Source organism: Pseudomonas sp. G3-39, from assembly GCF_054790485.1.
In genome coordinates, this window is sequence record NZ_CP186497.1 from 3,339,405 (window position 1) to 3,357,358 (window position 17,954).

17 protein-coding genes are annotated in these 17,954 nt (G+C 61.9%); 3 read left to right on the forward strand and 14 right to left on the reverse strand.

What is annotated here, in order from left to right; translation table 11 throughout:
- Positions 1-6: 6 nt before the first annotated feature.
- Genes imuA through ACOYXG_RS14725 form a run of 3 tightly spaced genes read right to left on the reverse strand, consistent with a single transcriptional unit; the run spans position 7 to position 2,197 of the window.
- Positions 7-624 (reverse strand): translesion DNA synthesis-associated protein ImuA, encoded by a 618-nt coding sequence (imuA, locus tag ACOYXG_RS14715; RefSeq protein WP_097087240.1) that lies wholly within the window; start codon positions 622-624, stop codon positions 7-9.
- A complete protein-coding gene (gene lexA / locus ACOYXG_RS14720; RefSeq protein ID WP_460352453.1) occupies positions 624-1,241 on the reverse strand; it encodes a transcriptional repressor LexA in 618 nt (205 codons plus the stop codon). Before lexA ends, imuA begins: the two co-directional genes overlap by 1 nt.
- Positions 1,242-1,279: 38 nt before the next feature.
- On the reverse strand, positions 1,280-2,197 hold the full coding sequence (locus ACOYXG_RS14725) for a LysR family transcriptional regulator (RefSeq protein WP_460352455.1): 918 nt from the start codon (positions 2,195-2,197) through the stop codon (positions 1,280-1,282).
- Between the two features lie 103 nt (positions 2,198-2,300).
- Between ACOYXG_RS14725 and ACOYXG_RS14730 the strand changes: the two genes are divergently transcribed.
- The 3 genes from ACOYXG_RS14730 (at position 2,301) to ACOYXG_RS14740 (ending at position 6,848) form a co-directional block, all read left to right on the forward strand.
- Positions 2,301-4,043 (forward strand): amidohydrolase, encoded by a 1,743-nt coding sequence (locus ACOYXG_RS14730; protein WP_460352457.1) that lies wholly within the window; start codon positions 2,301-2,303, stop codon positions 4,041-4,043.
- 186 nt (positions 4,044-4,229) lie between these two features.
- Positions 4,230-4,967, forward strand: a complete 738-nt coding sequence (locus tag ACOYXG_RS14735; RefSeq protein WP_460352459.1) for a TorF family putative porin — start codon at positions 4,230-4,232, stop codon at positions 4,965-4,967.
- Between the two features lie 222 nt (positions 4,968-5,189).
- Positions 5,190-6,848: a phosphoethanolamine transferase gene (locus ACOYXG_RS14740; RefSeq protein ID WP_460352461.1), complete on the forward strand. Its 1,659-nt coding sequence runs from the start codon at positions 5,190-5,192 to the stop codon at positions 6,846-6,848.
- 127 nt (positions 6,849-6,975) lie between these two features.
- Here the strand turns inward: ACOYXG_RS14740 and ACOYXG_RS14745 are convergent, their stop codons facing one another.
- The 11 genes from ACOYXG_RS14745 to ACOYXG_RS14795 all read right to left on the reverse strand — a co-directional run bounded on the left by ACOYXG_RS14745 (position 6,976) and on the right by ACOYXG_RS14795 (position 17,774).
- A complete protein-coding gene (locus ACOYXG_RS14745) occupies positions 6,976-7,254 on the reverse strand; it encodes a DUF971 domain-containing protein (RefSeq protein WP_460352463.1) in 279 nt (92 codons plus the stop codon).
- Complete coding sequence (locus tag ACOYXG_RS14750; RefSeq protein WP_460352465.1) at positions 7,251-8,213, reverse strand: HEAT repeat domain-containing protein; 963 nt, start codon at positions 8,211-8,213, stop codon at positions 7,251-7,253. The genes ACOYXG_RS14745 and ACOYXG_RS14750 overlap by 4 nt, the downstream gene beginning before the upstream one ends.
- Positions 8,210-9,058 (reverse strand): ABC transporter ATP-binding protein, encoded by an 849-nt coding sequence (locus ACOYXG_RS14755; RefSeq protein ID WP_460352467.1) that lies wholly within the window; start codon positions 9,056-9,058, stop codon positions 8,210-8,212. The genes ACOYXG_RS14750 and ACOYXG_RS14755 overlap by 4 nt, the downstream gene beginning before the upstream one ends.
- Positions 9,058-9,840, reverse strand: a complete 783-nt coding sequence (locus ACOYXG_RS14760) for an ABC transporter permease (protein ID WP_115989635.1) — start codon at positions 9,838-9,840, stop codon at positions 9,058-9,060. The genes ACOYXG_RS14755 and ACOYXG_RS14760 overlap by 1 nt, the downstream gene beginning before the upstream one ends.
- A 137-nt stretch (positions 9,841-9,977) precedes the next feature.
- Entirely contained in the window at positions 9,978-11,381 is a 1,404-nt protein-coding gene (locus ACOYXG_RS14765) for an ABC transporter substrate-binding protein (protein ID WP_460352469.1), read from the reverse strand.
- Positions 11,382-11,612: 231 nt separating this feature from the next.
- Positions 11,613-11,858 (reverse strand): 4Fe-4S dicluster domain-containing protein, encoded by a 246-nt coding sequence (locus tag ACOYXG_RS14770; protein WP_077573197.1) that lies wholly within the window; start codon positions 11,856-11,858, stop codon positions 11,613-11,615.
- A gap of 25 nt (positions 11,859-11,883) precedes the next feature.
- On the reverse strand, positions 11,884-13,614 hold the full coding sequence (locus ACOYXG_RS14775) for a fumarate reductase/succinate dehydrogenase flavoprotein subunit (RefSeq protein WP_460352471.1): 1,731 nt from the start codon (positions 13,612-13,614) through the stop codon (positions 11,884-11,886).
- A 1-nt stretch (position 13,615) separates the two neighbouring features.
- Positions 13,616-14,362: a GntR family transcriptional regulator gene (locus ACOYXG_RS14780; RefSeq protein ID WP_047597718.1), complete on the reverse strand. Its 747-nt coding sequence runs from the start codon at positions 14,360-14,362 to the stop codon at positions 13,616-13,618.
- A gap of 263 nt (positions 14,363-14,625) precedes the next feature.
- Positions 14,626-15,594, reverse strand: coding sequence for a Gfo/Idh/MocA family protein (locus ACOYXG_RS14785; RefSeq protein WP_460352473.1), 969 nt, complete (start codon positions 15,592-15,594; stop codon positions 14,626-14,628).
- A gap of 25 nt (positions 15,595-15,619) precedes the next feature.
- Complete coding sequence (locus tag ACOYXG_RS14790) at positions 15,620-16,507, reverse strand: Dyp-type peroxidase (protein WP_460352475.1); 888 nt, start codon at positions 16,505-16,507, stop codon at positions 15,620-15,622.
- A 229-nt stretch (positions 16,508-16,736) separates the two neighbouring features.
- Positions 16,737-17,774: an AraC family transcriptional regulator gene (locus ACOYXG_RS14795; RefSeq protein ID WP_460352477.1), complete on the reverse strand. Its 1,038-nt coding sequence runs from the start codon at positions 17,772-17,774 to the stop codon at positions 16,737-16,739.
- Between the last annotated feature and the right edge of the window lie 180 nt (positions 17,775-17,954).

Sequence of the window (17,954 nt, forward strand, 5' to 3'; positions counted from 1 at the left end):
ACGACCTCAGTGCCCCACGGCAAAGGCAATCGGCGCCGTGCGCGCCAGTCCGCCACGGCACTTGAGCACGCGCAACTGGGCCGGTCTGGCGTCGATGGCAATACGCAACGCGGCCGGCGACGGGTTGATCGCCTCGCTCAGCGGGCGCCAGGCAAACGCCAGGGTCTGGCCGGTTTCCGCCGCCACCTGCAAACGCCGCAACGCACGGTCATCGGCCTTGTGCGGCCAGCACAGCACCGCGCCGCAACTACCCGAACGCAGGCATTGCTCCGCCGCCCACAAGGCATCGCGTTCGCTGGCCTGAATCACCGACAACTGGCGCAGATCGACCCCGGCGTTCGCCCACGCCTGCGGGTACGGCACGAACGGTGGCGCCACCAGCACGATGCGCTCGCCCGCCGCCGACATCCGCGCCAGCGTCGGCCACACCAGTTGCAACTCGCCAACCCCGGGGCCGGCCAGGAGGATTTCGCTCAGCGCCGCTTCCGGCCAGCCACCGCTGGGCAGTGCCGCATCCAGCGCGGCATGCCCGGTGGGTTGCGGGCTGGCGGCCGGTGGCGCAGGCCGGCCCTTCCAGACCTGGCCGCCATTGAACAGCGTATCGAGTGCAACGACGGCGCCCATCAGCCTTGCCTCACCAGACCGCAGAACACCCCTTCGATGGCCAGGTCCTGATCATCGCGCACGACAATCGGCTGGTACGCCGGATTGCGCGGCAGCAGGCGCACTGTAGCGCCGACACGTTCGAAGCGTTTGATCGTCACCTCACCGTCGAGGCGCGCCACCACGATCTGGCCGTTGAGCGCTTCGGGATTGCGCTTCACTCCCACCAGATCACCGTCGAGAATGCCGTCCTCGATCATCGAGTCGCCCTGCACCCGCAACATGTAGTCGGGCGCACGGGAGAACAGCGCCGGGTCGAGCATCAAGCGGCTATGGATGTCGGCATCGGCACCGATCGGCGCACCGGCAGCCACCCGGCCGAGCACCGGAATATCCAGCAGCTCCGGCCGCGGCGCTTGCCCGAGCAGGCGAATGCCCCGGGCCTGATGCGGATTGACCTCGATAAATCCGGCTTCGGTGAGCGCCAGCACATGCTTGCGCGCCACGCTGCGCGAGGCAAAACCAAAAGCCTCGCTGATTTCAGCGAGGCTTGGGGGCTGACCGTGTTCGGCGATGCGTTCGCGGATGAAGGTCAGGATGGCGGTACGGCGGGGAGTGAGATTGGTCATGGAGTACATTTGTACTCTTTCGCATTTTTGCTGGCAATGACCGCCAGTCAGTTCAACCCACGCTCGGCCAGAAATGCCGAGATGTAATCGATGAATGCGACGACCTTGGCCGTGGCTCGTCGATGGCTGGGGTACACCGCAAGAATGTGCGGGCCGAAAGTGTCGGGGTCGATTTCATAGTCAGCCATGACCCGCACCAGACGCCCGTCGGCAATGTACGGCGCGGCGCTCCACAGCGGCGTGTGCAGCAAGCCGCGTCCGGCCAAAGCACTGGCCAGCAGCAGGTCGTAATTGTCGCTGCGCAAGCGCGGCGCCGTCGGTTGCGCCAGGCTCAGCCGCTGACCGTCGCGCTCGGCCCACCAGAACTCGCGACTGAGTAACGGATGCTGATACAACAGCCATTCATGCTGCTCAAGGGTTTGCGGAGTGACCGGCAAACCCTTGCGCGCCAAATAGTCCGGGCTCCCGCACAAGGCCAGGCGATTGCTGCCGACCACCCGGGCGATCAGCCCCGGCAGGTCGTCATGGCCCTCGCGCAAGGCCAGGTCATAGCCGCTTTCCAGAAGATTGACGAACGCGTCGCACAGGTCCACTTGCAGGCTGATTTGCGGGTATTGCTGCAAAAAGCCGTCGCACACCTGATCGAGAAACGCCCGCCCGTACGCCAGCGGTGCGGTGATTTTCAGGCTGCCGCGCAGACCGTGCTGCAACTGCTCGATTTCCTCGCTGGCCTCCTCCAGTCGCTGCAACACCAGCCGCGCGGTTTCCAGATAAACCCGGCCGATTTCGGTGAGCAGAATCCGCCGCGTACTGCGTTCGAACAGCCGCGCGCCAAGTTCCGACTCCAGATGATTGACCGCTTTGGTCAGCGCCGATGGGGTCTTGCTCAGTTGCTCCGCCGCGCGGCTGAAACTGCCGAGTTGCGCGGTAACCACGAACATTTTCAGTGCACCCAGCTTGTCCATGCTTTTTCCATTCAGGCAAAAACGTTTTTCGTGAGGGAGGCGTTCTGTCGGCCAGTGCCAGCCACTAATCTGGCCATCAGACGCAATAACAAGGAAATCTTCAATGAAAAGATTCATCCCGAGTCTGTTGGTGAGCGCGATAAGTTTTGCCTCGATGGAAGCCATGGCCGCCACCGATCTGGTGCTGGTCAACGGCAAGATTTTCACCGCCGACCGTTCGCAACCGAAGGTGCAGGCGCTGGCCGTGGAAAACGGCAAGGTGCTGAAAGTCGGCAGCGATGCGCAGATCAAGGCGCTGATCGAACCCGGCACGCAGGTGATCGACCTCGGCGGCAAGACGCTGATGCCAGGTTTGATCGACAGCCATTCCCACGCGATTTTCGGCGGTCTGGAAATGGTCTCGGCCAACATGGAAGACGAAGTCGTCGCCCTCGACGAACTGGAAAAACGCCTGCGCGCCTGGCGTGACGACGGCAAGGCCAAGCATGGCGATGTGCTGAGCATTGCCGGCATGAGCTCGGCGTACTGGGCGCAGGCCGCAGCGCTGGGCAAGACCTTCAACCACGGCGAGTGGGCTGACGTGCCGGTGGTGTTCACCGGCAGCGATCACCACACCGCGTGGACCAACAATGTGATGCTCAAGCGCGCCGGCATCGACGCGGCGTTGCTCAAGACCCTGCCCGCTGCGGAACAAGACACGATCGGCAGACTGGCCAACGGCGAGCCCAACGGCTTCCTGGTCGATGCCGGCTGGGATCGGGTTGCCGCGAAAATGCCGGTGCCGAGCCCGGCCGATATGCTCACCGCAGCCAAATCCGCGGTGCGCTTCAACAACAGCCTCGGCATCACCGCGTGGATGGACCCGGCCGCCAACGCCGCACCGGGCGAGGCCGTGTTCGCGCTCAAACCCACCGAAAAAACCGTCGGCGTGCTGCCGGCCTACAAAGCACTGTCGGAAAGCGGCGACATGAGCGTGCACGTCGCAGCGTTGCTGGTCGCCAATCCGAAAAGTCTGCCGGCCGACCTCGACACGCTGGATAAGGTGCGCCAGCAGTTTCAGGGCATCCCCAACCTGACCCTGCCCGGGGTCAAGATCTTCGCCGACGGCGTGATCGAGTACCCGGCGCAGAGCGCGGCGATGATCGACCCGTACAGCAACTCGCACAAACAGGGCGAACTGCTGATCGATCCAAAACATTTCGGCGAGCTGGTCAGCGCCATCGACCAGCGCGGCTGGCTGGTGCACATCCACGCCATCGGCGACCGTGCGGTGCGTGAATCACTCAATGGCATCGAACGTGCGCGCAAGGATCGGCAGAGCGGCATCACTCACTCGATCACGCACCTGCAGATGGTCAACCCGAAAGAGTTCGCCCGCTTCAAGCCGCTGAACGTGATCGCTTCGATGCAACTGCTGTGGGCCAGCGCCGACGACTACACCACCGACATGATCAAGCCCTACGTCAGCGCCCTCGCCTTCCGTTATCAATACCCGGCGCACTCGCTGCTGAAACAGGGCGCGACGATTGCCGGTGCCAGCGACTGGCCGGTGTCGTCGCCCAACCCGTTCAACGCCATGGCCCAGGCCATCACCCGCGTCGGGCCGCTGGGCGTGCTGAATGCCGACGAGCGTCTGGATCGCGAAAGCATGTTTTACGCCTATACCCTCAACGCGGCGCGCACGATTGGCCTGGAGAAGCAGATTGGCTCGCTGACGCCGGGCAAGCAGGCGGACTTCATCGTGGTCGATCGCGACGTGTTCAGCGTCGACGAAAAAGCCCTGCATGACACCCAGGTGCTGCAAACCTGGTTTGGTGGGCGACAGGTCTACACCGCCAGCCCATAACATCAGGATCCCCCCTCGCTTTTGTGGGAGGGGGCTTGCTCCCGAAGGCGTCCGGTCAGCAAACATTTCGATACCTGACCCACCGTCTTCGCGAGCAAGCCCGCTCCCACAGGGACTTTCACCCTACCCAAGCATTTTCACTGCATTTTCCAGCCCCCATAACAATCACAACACCGGGACTTCTCCATGAAAGCCTTGCCCCTGTTCGCCCTCGGTTTTTCCAGTTTGCTGCCCTTGAGCAGCTACGCGATCCCCCTGAACGACGATTTCGCCGTGCTGATCGACCTGACCCTGGCCAGCGACTACCGCACCCGCGGCATCTCGCAAACCCAAAATGACCCGGCCGTGCAGGCCGGTCTGACCCTGGCCCACAGCAGCGGTTTGTACGCGGGAGCCTGGAGCTCCAACGTCGACTTTGGCGGTGGCCTGAAAACCCGGCAGGAAATCGACTACTACGCCGGCTGGCTGTGGCAGGCCACCGAGGATGTCAGCCTCGATCTGGGTTACCTCAAGTACGCCTACCCCAAGGAAAGCCAGTTCAACCAGAGCGAGGTCTACGGGATTCTCGGCGTCTACGGGGTGAAGCTGGCGGCGTATTACTCCAGCGATGCGCCGGGGGGCGACAGCAAGCAGAGCTCGCTCTACACCTATGTCGGTTATGAAACCGGGCTGCCGTTCGATTCCGGGTTGAAACTGCGTTACGGCAACATGGACTTCAAGGACCCGCACCTGTACTCGGCGTCCGGGCATGGCGAGGACAGTTATCGGGAGTGGGAGGTCAAGCTGACCCACAACCTGGCCGGGGTGGTGTTGGGCCTGAGCTATATCGATACCGATCTGTCGCAGAGCCAGTGCCTGAGTAACTGGGGGTTCAAGGATGTGTGCACCGCAATGGTGGTCGCCAGCCTGAGCAAATCCTTCTGACCCACCAAAGTACCCATTGTAGGAGTGAGCCTGCTCGCGATAGCGGTGTGTCATTCAACAACGATGTCGGCCGACCAACCGCCTTCGCGAGCAAGCCCGCTCCCACAGTTTTAGATTTGCGCCCGAGTTTTGTTACAGGATGTTTACGAATTTTTTACTATTGTTCTTCTACAGTTACGCGCGTTTCCGCGCGTGATCTATTCGAGTAGAGGAATGTCTGTAATGGCTTTGGGCAAAGGACTGCGTTTACCGTCCATCACTTCCACCCGGCTGGTGTTGCTGTTTTCCCTGGCACTGGTGGCGCTGTACAACCTGGCGACCTGGAAGGCGCTGGGTACGCTGATCACCCTGCAAGGTGCACACAAACTGGCGTTTTTTGCTTCGTTCGGGCTGTTCCTGTGGGCGGCGATCACCCTGCTGCTGACCCTGGTTTCGTTTCGCTGGACGCTGAAACCGGCGCTGACTGTGGTGGCCCTGCTCTCGGCCTGCGCTGCGTATTTCATGAACGAATACGGGATCACCATCGACACGGTGATGATCCAGAACGTGTTCGAAACCAACCCGGGCGAAGCCGCTGCGCTGTTCAACGGCAAGCTGCTGGCTTACGTGTTGCTGCTCGGCGTGCTGCCGGCGGCGTTGATCTGGCGCTGGCCGGTGCGTTATCGGCCGTTCTTTCGCGGCCTGCTCAACAAGCTGCTGGTGATTGCCGCGTGCGTGCTGGTGATCGGCGCCTCGGTGGGCGCGTTCTATTCGACCTATGCGCCGATCTTCCGCGAAGAAGACAAGCTCACCCACTTCATCAACCCGACCAACTACATTTACGCCATCAGCAAATACACCAAGCAGCGCCTGGGCATCAAAAAGCACTTTGTGGTGCAGGCCATCGGTGAAGACGCGGTGATGAGCGCGAAAGCCGCCAGCCGCGAGAAGAAGTCGCTGATGGTGTTTGTGGTCGGCGAAACCGCCCGCGCCGATCATTTCTCGCTGAACGGCTATGCGCGCGAGACCAATCCCGAGCTGAGCAAACTGGGCATCCTCAACTTCACCCAGGTGCACTCCTGCGGCACGTCCACGGCAGTGTCGGTGCCGTGCATGTTCTCGATGTTCCCGCGTGAGGACTACAGCGACAAGAAAGGCAAAACCTACGAAGGCCTGCTGGATATCCTGCAACGCGCCGGCGTGCAAGTGCTGTGGCTGGACAACAACAGCGACTGCAAAGGCACCTGCCTGCGCGTGCCGCACCGCGACATCGCGAAGAACCAGCCGGGGCCGTTCTGCGACGGCAACAACTGCCTCGATGAGGCGCTGCTGGCCGACCTGCAAAGCTACATCGACAGCCTCAAGGGCCACGCGATCATCGTGTTGCACGCCGACGGCAGCCACGGCCCGGAATACTACGAGCGCTATCCAAAGGAAATGGAACGCTTCAAGCCGATCTGCCACACCAACCAGTTGGGCAGTTGCAGCCGCGATGAACTGGTCAACGTGTACGACAACACGATCCTCTACACCGACCACTTCCTCGCCAAGGTCATCGAATTGCTCAAGCGTAATCAGGACACGCTGGATACCTCGATGCTGTATGTCTCCGACCATGGCGAATCGCTGGGTGAAAACGGTTTGTACCTGCATGCGGCGCCGTATGCATTGGCGCCGGAAGCGCAGACGCATGTGCCGATGGTGATGTGGTTTGGCAACAACACGCTGGCGCAACTGGGCATTGATCGCGATTGCCTGCAAGGCAAGACCGGGCAGCCGGACCTGAGCCATGACAACCTGTTTCATTCGGTGCTGGGGTTGTTCGAGGTGAAGACCGCGCTGTATCAGCCGGGGCTGGATGTGTTTCGCGGGTGCCGGCCAGCCATGACGGCTGCGCAATAACCCGGAGTTGCACCTATACCCTTGTAGGAGTGAGCCTGCTCGCGATAGCGGTGTGTCATTCAACAATGATGTCGGCTGATACACCGCTATCGCGAGAAGGCTCACTCCTACAAGGGGCTGTGGCACATCAAGAATCGAGCTGTGCCAAATAGTCCCACGGGTAGATCCCGCGTTGATGGCCGTCACTGAACACCAGTTGCACGCCGTAGCCCTGCGGGTTGATCTCAATCAGGCGAACACGCTCATCCACCAGCGGCGTCAGACCTTTCAGGCGAAACACGCGGCACTGCGAGCACGGGCACTGGCGGCGCAGTTCGGCGTGATTGAACAGCGATTCGCGGCCGTCCGGCCAGCTCAGGCGCAGCGTCCGCTGGCTCTGCGAATTGCCGACTGACAGCGGGTTCATTGCAACTGACTCAAGGCAATCCGCACCGCTTTGCGCACTTCCGGATCACCGTCATCCTGCGCCGCCTGCAACGCCGCCACCGCGCCGCGATCATGCAACTCACCGAGGGCCAGCGCAGCTTCCTTGCGCAGGTTGCTGATGCGATGGTCGAGGGTCTCGATCAAGGCGTCCAGCGCCGGTGCAAAACGCAAGCGACCGAGGCTGCGGGTAGCACGCAGGCGCACTTGCCAGTAGTCATCGCCGAGGGCTGCGATCAACGCCGGACCAGCGTCGCTGTGGCCGACCTTGCCCAGCGTCGTGGCCGCTTCTTCGCGCACTTGCCAGGCATCGTCCTGCAGCGCTTGACGCAAGGCTGGCAGCACGTCGGCGCCGGACGCCAGACCGAGGGCGCCGGTGGCGGCTCGGCGCACTTCGGTGTCCGGGTCGGCGCTGGCCAGACGCGCCAGAGCCGGCAATGCGTCGAGCTGCTTGAGCCAGCCGAGCACACCGACGGCTTCGCGGCGCACATTGGCATCGGCATCGCTCAATGCGGTGATAGCCGCTGGTGCGGCATCGGCAAAACGCAACTCGCGCAGAGCCCGAAACGCGGCGATTCGCACACTGACCTCAGCATGATCGGTCCACGGCAGAATCACCCGGCCTGCCGCCTCACTCTTGAGCAGGCTCAGACTTTGCGCGGCGGCTGCCTGCACTGCCGCAGATGGATCGGTCAGTGCCTGGCACAGCGCAGCCACTACCGGTTCGTCTTCCCACGCTTCCAGCAGCCGCGCAGCTTCGGCGCGGACTTCTTCGGCGGGATCTTCGCCCAGTCTTTCGACCAGCCACAGCAGGCCGTCCGGTTCTTCCAGATCCGCCAAATCAATCAGGGCAATGCGCCGCACACCGGCATCGTCAGCGGTCAGACGCGGTTGCAGGGCGAGGATGTCATCGTTGTCAGTCACAGCAAAAAATGAGGTCATAAGGCAAATCGCGGCAAGGGGTTTTCGGGAGGCAAGCCGAGCGGGTTGAGGCGCGGCAGCGGTCGGGAGTTGTCGTGGCGCAGCAGATCGAGGCAGTGGCGCTTGAGGCGAGAGAATTCGGCGCTGGTGACCAGCTCAGAGGTGCGCGGACGCGGGAAGTCCAGGCGCAGGTCTTCGATGATTCGACCCGGACGTGCGCTCATCACCAGCAAACGGTCAGCGAGGAACAGCGCCTCGTCGATGTCGTGGGTGACGAACACCACCGTGGTGCGAATCCGCGTCCAGATGTCCAGCAGCAGCTCCTGCATGTTCAGGCGAGTCAAGGCATCCAGCGCGCCAAACGGTTCGTCCATCAGCAGCAGCCGTGGACGATTGACCAGCACCCGAGCAATCTCCACCCGTTGCTGCATGCCACCGGACAGTTGATCGGGCCAGCGCTCGACGAAGCCGTCGAGGCCGACCAGTTTGAGCATTTCATCAGCGGCGCGATGGCGCTCGGTTTTGCCGATGCCGCGCATCTTCAGGCCGAAAGCCACGTTGTCGCGCACCGTGCGCCATGGAAACAGCGTGTGGTGCTGGAACACCATGCCGCGCTGCGGCGACGGCCCGGACACTTCGCCGCCATCGACTTTGAGGCTGCCGGTATGGGCGCTCAAGTGTCCGGCGAGTGCGCCGAGCAAGGTCGACTTGCCGCAACCGGACGGGCCGAGAATGCACACGAACTGGCCCGGTTCGATCTGGCAATCCAGCCCCTGCACGGCTTCGAAGGCTTGCTGCCCCTCACCGAGAACGATCGACAACTGGCGAATATCGATTCGCCCTTCGGGGGTTTGCATTGCGCTCATCAGGCTTTCCCTCGTGGTCGATGCCAGGGCGTGAACAGCCCGCCCAGGCGCTTGATCAGCAGACTGCTGCCCATGCCCAGCACACCGATCAGCAGCATGCCAACGACAATGTCAGCGTAGTTCTGAATGGTGTAGGACTCCCAGGTGTAGTAGCCGATGCCGAACTGGCCGGAGATCATCTCGGCGGTCACCAGACAGAACCACGAGGTGCCCATACCGATGGCGAGGCCGGTGATGATGCTCGGGGCGGCACCCGGCAAAATCACTTCCAGCAGGATCGCCCGGCGCCCTGCACCGAGGCTTTTTGCCGAGGCGATCAGCCGTGGATCAACGCCTTCGACGCCGTGCACGGTGTTGAGCAGGATCGGGAACAGCGCACCGGTGAAGGTGATGAACACCATCGACAGCTCCGACGACGGGAACATCAGGATCGCCAGCGGAATCCACGCCACCGCCGGGATCGGCCGCAGCACTTCCAGCGGTGGCAGCAGCAGGTCTTCGGCCCATTTCGAGCGGCCGATGGCCAAGCCCAGGGCAATGCCGATGATCAATGCCGCGAGATAGCCAGCGAACACGCGGCCGAGGCTCGCGCTCAGGTGCTGCAGCAGCTTGCCGGAGTCGCCCAGGCCCAACGCGGCTTCGATCACGGCCAGCGGGGTTGGGACGTTGGCGAAGGTGACGAGGCCGAGGTTCCAGTGGTGGCTGGCGGCGAGTTGCCAGAACAGCAGGCAGAGCAGCAGGGAGGCGGCCCTTGGAACCCAACGTAAATAAGATCGGTACACAATTTTTCCTCTCAACCCAAATCCCCTGTGGGAGGGGGCTTGCTCCCGAATGCGGTGTGTCAGTTGTTGATGTGTTGTCTGACACAACGCTATCGCGAGCAGGCTCACTCCTACAGTTGACCGAGGTGTTCTGCGGGTTAGCGGGTGGCTACGGCCTGGGTCGTGGCATCGGTAAAGTCGAAAACCTTGCCGCCCTGCGCCGCCGCATATTGCTGCGCCTGGCCCTTGAGCAGGAACGCACTCAAGCGGCCCTTGGCGTCGCTGGCAAACCACGCCTGATCAGCGAGCAACTTGATCCCGCTGTCACTGGCCTGCGCATACACCGCGCGGATGTTTTTGCCGTCCTGTTTCAGAGCGGCCAACGCGGTGAAGGCCGATTCGGCGGAGGCGTACTGGCGTACTTTGTCTTCGCCGCGCACCCAGATTTCGGCGACGTGGCGAAAGTCGGTGATGGCTTTGCCGGTCACCGCATCCAGCGCTTTCAACGGCGTTTGCGCGTAGTTGGCGAGTTGCGCGGTGTAATCCAGGTTCGAGGCCTTGAAGGCGGCGCGGATGTACTGATCGTCGATGAAGGTGTTGAGGTCGAGGCCACGATCGGCCTTCTTCAGCAGTTTCAGGGTGTCGATCGCGGTGCCCACCGCCTGACGGTATTCCGGCTTCCAGCTCAGGTCGCGGGTCTGCACGCCAAGCGGGCCGTGGAACAGGTAGTTGACCTCGGCATCGACGCCGGTGACTTTGGCGATCAGCTCGCTGTACTTCTCAGGCTCAGCAGCCAGCAACTGATTGGCCTCGATGCTCGCCCGCAGGTAGGCGACGACGATTTCCGGGTACTGTTTCGCGTAGGCCTGATCCACCAGTGCACCGTGGAAAGTCGGCGCGTTGGCCTGGGCGCCGTCGTAAATCTTGCGGGCGAAACCACGGCTGGGGAACAGCTCGGCGAACGGCACGAAATCGGCGTGGGCGTCGATCTTGCCGGCCTGTAACGCGGAGCCGGCGACCTCCGGCGGCTGGGCGATGATGTTCACGTCTTTCAGTGGATCCCAGCCCTGCTCCGCCACCGCGCGTAGCAACATGCCGTGGGCGGTCGAGGCGAACGGCACCGAGATGGTCTTGCCCTTGAGCTCACTCAACGCCTGCACCCCGGACGCGCTCGGCACCACGATGCCGTTGCCACTGCCCTTGATGCTGCCCGACAGCACGCTGATGAACAGGCTGTGCTTGCCGGCCGTTTCGAACGCCACCCCGTTGAACGCGCCGGGGAAATCGGCCATGGCGCCGAAGTCGAGTTTGCCGGCGACCATCTCATTGGTCAGCGGCGCGCCGCTGGTGAAGTTCTTCCACTGCACGTCGTATTTCGCGTCTTTGTAGGCGCCGTCGTGCGGCAGGTATTTGTCGAGCAGACCGAGTTCACGAATCAACAGGCCGCCGGCGGCGCAATTGATGGTGGTATCCTGGGTGCCGATGGCGATGCGGATGGTTTCGGCCGAGGCCGACAGGGTGAATGAAGCCAGTACCAGACCGGCGATTGCTGCACGCAACATGGTGTGTTTCCCCTCGAATCATTTATTGGATGTTCGTCTCCGCCGCGATCAGGGCGCGGTGGGAAACGAGGGGTTTTGGGTGAATCCAGCGTCCGGGTGTTTCCGGGTAGCTTCAGGGTGTCGTAGATCTTTGTAGGAGTGAGCCTGCTCGCGATAGCGGTGCATAAGATGGCGACGTGTTGTCTGACACACCGCTATCGCGAGCAGGCTCACTCCTACAGGGGAAAGCGTTTAACGCAGTAAATAAGGGATGTCGACCTTGACGGCACCAGTCGGGCAATCCTTCTCACACGGCATGCAGTACCAGCATTCATCAAACGCCATGTAGGCCTTTTGCGTGGTTGGGTTGATTGCCAGCAGGTCCATCGGGCAGACGTCGACGCACACGGTGCAGCCCTTTTCGGCGATGCATTTGTCCTCGTCCACAGTGACCGGGGCGTTGGAGCGGAAGAAGATTTCCTGGGCTTGATAGGCCATGGTTCAGACTCTCTCTGGTGATGCATCAAGCGGCGAAAGCGCCCACCCGCAAGCGGTCGTAAGCCTGCATTTCTTCGGCATCGAGCGGGATGATGTACGGCTCGACGGGGTTCTTGAAACTGGTCATCTGACCGTCTTCGCCCTTCTTCAAATGACAGTGGCAGAACCACTCGCTGTCATTGCGCTGCGGGTGATCGACGCGGTAGTGGTAAAGGCCCCAACGACTCTCGGCGCGGAACAGCGAGGCGCGCGCAGCCATTTCGGCGCAGTCGCGGATCACGCTGGTTTCCATCGCGCGCATCAGTTCGTGGGCGTTGTTGGCCTTCATCTGATCGAGGTCGCGCTCGATGTCGCTGAAGCGCTGCAAGCCGATCTGCATTTTTTTGGTCACTTTCGGCGGTTGCAGGTAGTCGTTGACGAAGCGCCGCAGCTTGTACTCGACCTGCGCCGGCGGCAGCCCGTGCTCTCGATCGAGCGGTGCGTAGACCCGCGCTTTCTCTGTTTCGATCTGCGCGGCATCCAGCGTCGAGAACTCGCGCCCGGCGACAAAATCCGCCGCGTTGTGCCCGGCAAACCAGCCGTAGGTGAACGCGCCGAGCATGTAGTTGTGCGGCACGGCGGCCATGTCACCCGCCGAGTACAAGCCTTTCACCGAGGTCTCGGCCCGCTCGTTGACCCACACCCCGGACGCCGAATGGCCACTGCAAAAGCCGATCTCGGAGATGTGCATCTCGACCATCTGCGTGCGGTAATCGGTGCCGCGATTGGCGTGGAACTGACCACGACTCGGGCGCTCGTTGCTGTGCAGGATTTCCTCGATGTTCTGGATGGTTTCCTCGGCCAGGTGATCGAGTTTGAGGAACACCGGGCCGTTGCCGCTTTCCAGCTCCTGGTGGAACTCCCACATCATCTGCCCGCTCCAGTAGTCGCACTCGATGAAGCGTTCGCCCTTGTTGTTGGCCGTGTAGCCGCCGAGCGGGCCGGTGACATAGGCGCAGGCCGGGCCGTTGTAGTCCTTGATCAACGGGTTGATCTGGAAGCATTCGAGGTTCGCCAGCTCGGCCCCGGCGTGATAGGCCATGGCGTAGCCGTCGCCGGCATTGGTCGGGTTTTCATAGGTGCCCATCAGGTAACCCGAGGACGGCAGACCGAGGCGACCGGCCGCGCCGCACGCAAGAATGACCGCTTTGGCCTTGATCACATGGAAATCGGCGCTGCGGCAATCGAAGCCCATCACCCCGTTGACCGCGCCCTCCTCGTCGGTGAGCAAACGGGTGCAGACCAGACGATTGGTGATACTTACCCGCGCGCGTTTCAACTGGCGATACAGGACTTTCTTGATGTCGTGCCCTTCCGGCATCGGCAGCACGTAGGCGCCCATGTGGTGGACTTTTTTCACCGCGTAATCGCCGGTCTCGTCCTTCTCGAACTTCACGCCCCAGCGATCCAGTTGCTCGATGGTCTCGAAGCTATGAGTGGCATAGGCGTACACCGCCGCCTGATTGACGATGCCGTCGTTGGCGATGGTGATTTCCTTGGTGTACTGCTCCGGCGTCGAGTGGCCGGGGATGATCGCGTTGTTCAGGCCGTCCATGCCCATGCTGATCGCGCCGCTGCGTTTGACGTTGGCCTTGTCCACCAGCAGCACGCGCAAATCACGGTTCTTCTCTTTGGCCTTGATCGCCGCCATCGGGCCGGCAGTGCCGCCGCCGATCACGACGATGTCGTATTCCTGTTCCAAGGTCTTGCGGGTCATGTCACGCCCCTTTTTGCCGGTCGATCCGCAGGCGGTACTGGAACGCATCGCCACGGTAGTAAAGGTGTTCGAAGTCCAGCGGCTGGCCGTTGGCGTCGTGGGTCAGACGTTCGATGCGCATGATCGGCGAGCCGGCCTCGACGTTCAGCGCCTGGGTCAAATCGCTGTCGGCCAGCACCGCGTCAATCGCCAGATCGGCGTGGCCGAGGGCGATGCCGCAGTCGTTTTCCAGAATCAGGAAGATGTCGCGAGTCACCAGATCGGCCTTCTCCAGCCGTTCGCCAATCGCTTTGGGCAGGTAGGTGATTTCCAGCGAGATCGGTTCGCGGTTGATCAGCCGAACGCGTTTGATCTGCGCCACGGTCTCGCCTTCGGCCACCTGCAAGCGCTCGGCGACACGTTTGTCGGCGGGGATGAATTTGAAACTGCGCAGGCGGTTGATCACCTCGTAACCGCGCCCGGTCATGGACTCGGCGAGGCCTTGCAGGCTGCTGACGTTCTGAAAGGTTTTCGGCTTGGCGACGAAGGTGCCCTTGCCGTGGATCTTGAAGATCAGCCCTTCTTTCTGCAGATCGCCCAGTGCCTGACGCACGGTGATGCGGCTGACTTTGAACAGCGTGCCGAGCTCACTTTCGGACGGCATCTGGCTGTCTTGCGGGTATTCGCCATCGAGAATGCGCGCACGCAGGACATCGCGCAGTTGGGTGTGCAGCGGGACGCTACTGAGGGACAGGACGTTATCGGTCATCAGGGATCACTTGTTATAACGAGTTATGACGTGATCTTAGAGACGTTATGACAAGCTTGAGAAATATTGTTTGGGCATAACCTTAGACACAGGTTGACCGGGACTTTTGTGGCGAGGGGATTTATCCCCGATGGGTTGCGAAGCAACCCTGAACCCGGCTTATGCAATCTACCTGACGGATCGAGGCGCATGGTTTTACGACTGCTGCGCAGCCGATCGGGGATAAATCCCCTCACCACAAGGGTTTGTTTACAGAGGAAAATTCAGGGACGTTTGAGGATCTGGTCCATCACCCAATCGGTCTTGAGGGCATGTTCGGCGACGGCCGGATGCTGCGAATCGCCACGAATATGCGCATTCATGCCCAGCACGTGATGCCACTGAATGTGCTCGTGATGGGGGATCTCCAGGCTGATCTGCTCATCGGCGAACAGCTGCACCGGATGCTCGTCAAACACGGAGAACGCGATCCGGCCCTGACTGCCGATAATCTCCACCCGGTCCTCGCGCCGATCCGCCACAAAGCTCCAGCAGCCCATGCCCAGCGCTCCGGAGGCGAAGCGCCAACTGGCGCTGACCGCGTCTTCCGCCGCATACAAACCGGCCTGACGCGCAGTGAAACCGGCGACTTCAGCGATGTCGCCGAGCAGGTACTGGAACAGGTCGAAACCATGGCTGGCCAGATCGGCAAAGTAGCCGCCACCGGCCACGCTCGGGTCGGTTCGCCAGTTGGCGCTGCCGTCCAGATCCGCCGCCGATGGGGCCTTGGTCAGCGTCCAGCTCAGGTGCCGCACCTCGCCGATGCGGCCCTGCGCCAGCCATTGCCGAACCTGGGCAAAGCGCGGCAACGAACGGCGGTAGTAGGAAACGAACAGGTGCAGACCGGCATCAGCAAACGCCTGCTGCATTTCGCGGCTTTGTCCGGCGTTGAGCGCCATCGGTTTCTCGACGCAGCAATGCTTGCCCGCGGCGGCGACTTTCAGGCTGTAGGCGTGGTGGCTGTCGGGTGGCGTGGCGATGTACACCGCGTCCACCTCGGGGTCGTTGATCAGTGCATCGACATCGGTGTAGACCCGGGCGATGCCGTGGCGCGCGGCGTAATCGCTCACCGCTTCGAGGCGGCGGCCCATCACCGCCACCAGCGCCGAGCCGGGCGCCTTGTAAAAGGCCGGCCCGCTCTTGCGTTCAGTGACGCTGCCGCAACCGATCATGCCCCAACGCACCACGTCCATGCTCAACTCCCTGTGTTTGAAACACTCAGCCGATGCGCAACGCGCGCAGATCGAGGTGGCCGTCCTTGATGGGCGGGCACCAGTAGTAGCCGCCGGTGATCGGCCGGCTGATGCGATACAGACCGTCAGTGATGCCGTCTTCCAGACCGCTCATACGCCGCAGTTGGGCCTCGAAGGCGTCCAGCGAAACACCGAAGGCGAGGAACATCAGGCCGGCGCGATCGCCTTCAATCCACGGCATCGAACGCCGTACGACGAACGCTTCGGGGGCGAAGCTTTCCTGGGCGGTGCGTTTGACGTGGGCGGAGACTGGCGCGTCATCGATCTCTTCGTTGTCGCTCAAGCGACGGCCCATGATGTTGTCCTTGTCTTCGGCAGACAATTTATGGAAACCCTTGAGGTCGTGCTGCCACTGCTGGATCGCGGCGAAGCTGCCACCGACCAGACCATCAGCGCCCTCGCCCAGCAACGCGGCGGCAATCGCGGCGTCATCGTGGGGGTTTTCGGTGCCGTCTTCGTAGCCGGTCAGATCATGGCCGTCCTTGTGGCGGAAGGCTTCCTGCATGTCTACCAGGCGCAGCGCCGGGGCCAGCGCGGCTTCGAAGGCGTGGCAGCGATTGAGCAATTCGCCACGATCGACACCGTGCAGCCAGACCCACAGCGCGTGCTGGGTCGACGGGTTTTCCACGCCGACGCCGCTCATGGCCGGAAAGCTGCGCAGACCGTCGATTTGCACGTTCAGGGCTTTGGTCAGGGATTCACCGAAACCGATCACCGCCGACTTGCCGTCCACCAGATTCATCAGGTTGTCGATCGCCTGCGGCAGTGCTTCAACCGACGCAAGAGCAAAAAACAGGTGACGTGCTTGCGCAGGAACAGGGGTGGCGAGAATGCCCGGCTGGTAGTAACTCATGTGAACTCCTTGGGAAAGTGCGCGGGAGTTTACCTGTGGCCGGAGGGTTTGTGGGGTTGAGACGCCAATATCGGAGTTCACAGAGTCCTGTGGTGAGGGGATTCATCCCCGATGGGCAGCGAAGCGGCCCCAACCCTGCAATCTCGGACTACTGAAATACCGAGCTTTCAGAATTCGCGACGGCTGCGCCGCCGATCGGGGATAAATCCCCTCGCCACAGTGTTCGTGTTCAGGCAGGAGATGTGTCATGCCGCCACGCACTCGGACTCATCCCGGTCCAGCGCTTGAACGCCCGGCGAAAGCTGCGCACGTCGCTGTAGCCGACTTCTTCGGTAATCCGCTCGATCGGCATGTCCGGATTGGCCAGCAGACTCATCGTGCGCGCCTGACGCACCTGTTCCAGCAGCGCTTCGAAGGTCAGTGCGTGCTCGGTGAGGCGCCGACGCAGGGTGCGGCTGCTCATGTTCAGGTCGCCGGCGATTTTTTCGATATGGCTGCCTCTGCTCAAGTCCCGGGCAATCGCCCGCTCCACTGCTTGAATCAGATCGAGTTTCTGATGTACCTGCGCCGCTTCCAGCTCCAGCAACGCAACCGCCTGACGCAGTGCCAGCGAATGATGATTGGGCAGGTTGACGTCCAGCCACCGGGCATCGATCAGCATGCGATTGTGCAGACAGCCGAAGCGTACGTCCGGCCCGAGCAGGCGGTGATATTCGCTCAGGTAATCCGGTGCAGCGTGCATAAACTCCACGGCGATCGCCTTGAAATCATGGCCCGCCAAGGCCCGGCCGTACACCAGCAGGCTGGCGAAAAACTCTTCGACCGCGAACACCTGCACATCGGCAAACGGTAAGCGACATTCGGCATCGAGGTGCACCTGATCGCCGACCACATCGACGCTGGACACCACGATTCCGCCGGAGGTGTGCTGATGGCGGATGCCGAGGGCAAAGGCATCGCGCAAGGTCTTGCACAGCGACAGCACATGCCCGAGCAGCCCCAGCGTACCCAACACATTCTGCGCGCCGACCCACAACCCCAGCCCCTGATTGGGCAGCACTTTGAGCGCCCGTTGAATCATCGCCACGGCCTGGCGGTAGGAAATCCGCTGCGCGGGATCCTGCAGATCTTCGAGGGTGAAACCCAGGCCACGACACAGGCTTTCAGGGTCGATGCCTTTGTTGTGCACGACTTCAGCGAGGGTTTGCAGGAGAAACGGCGAGACCAGCGCCAATTCAAAAGTGGGGTCTTGGACTTTTACGTTCATGGGGGCTGACATTCCGGATCACGCTTGATTGTTATTTTTGTAACCGGTTATGTCGAAGGAAGTTAGCACAGGGTTGGCCGACTGTCCGCAGAAGTCCCCCTAACTGTCCGCCAATACCCTGCCCTGTCGGGCGCCAAGCGCTTATTTCTATGGTGCCGGACGTTCTGCGTACCGGCGCCA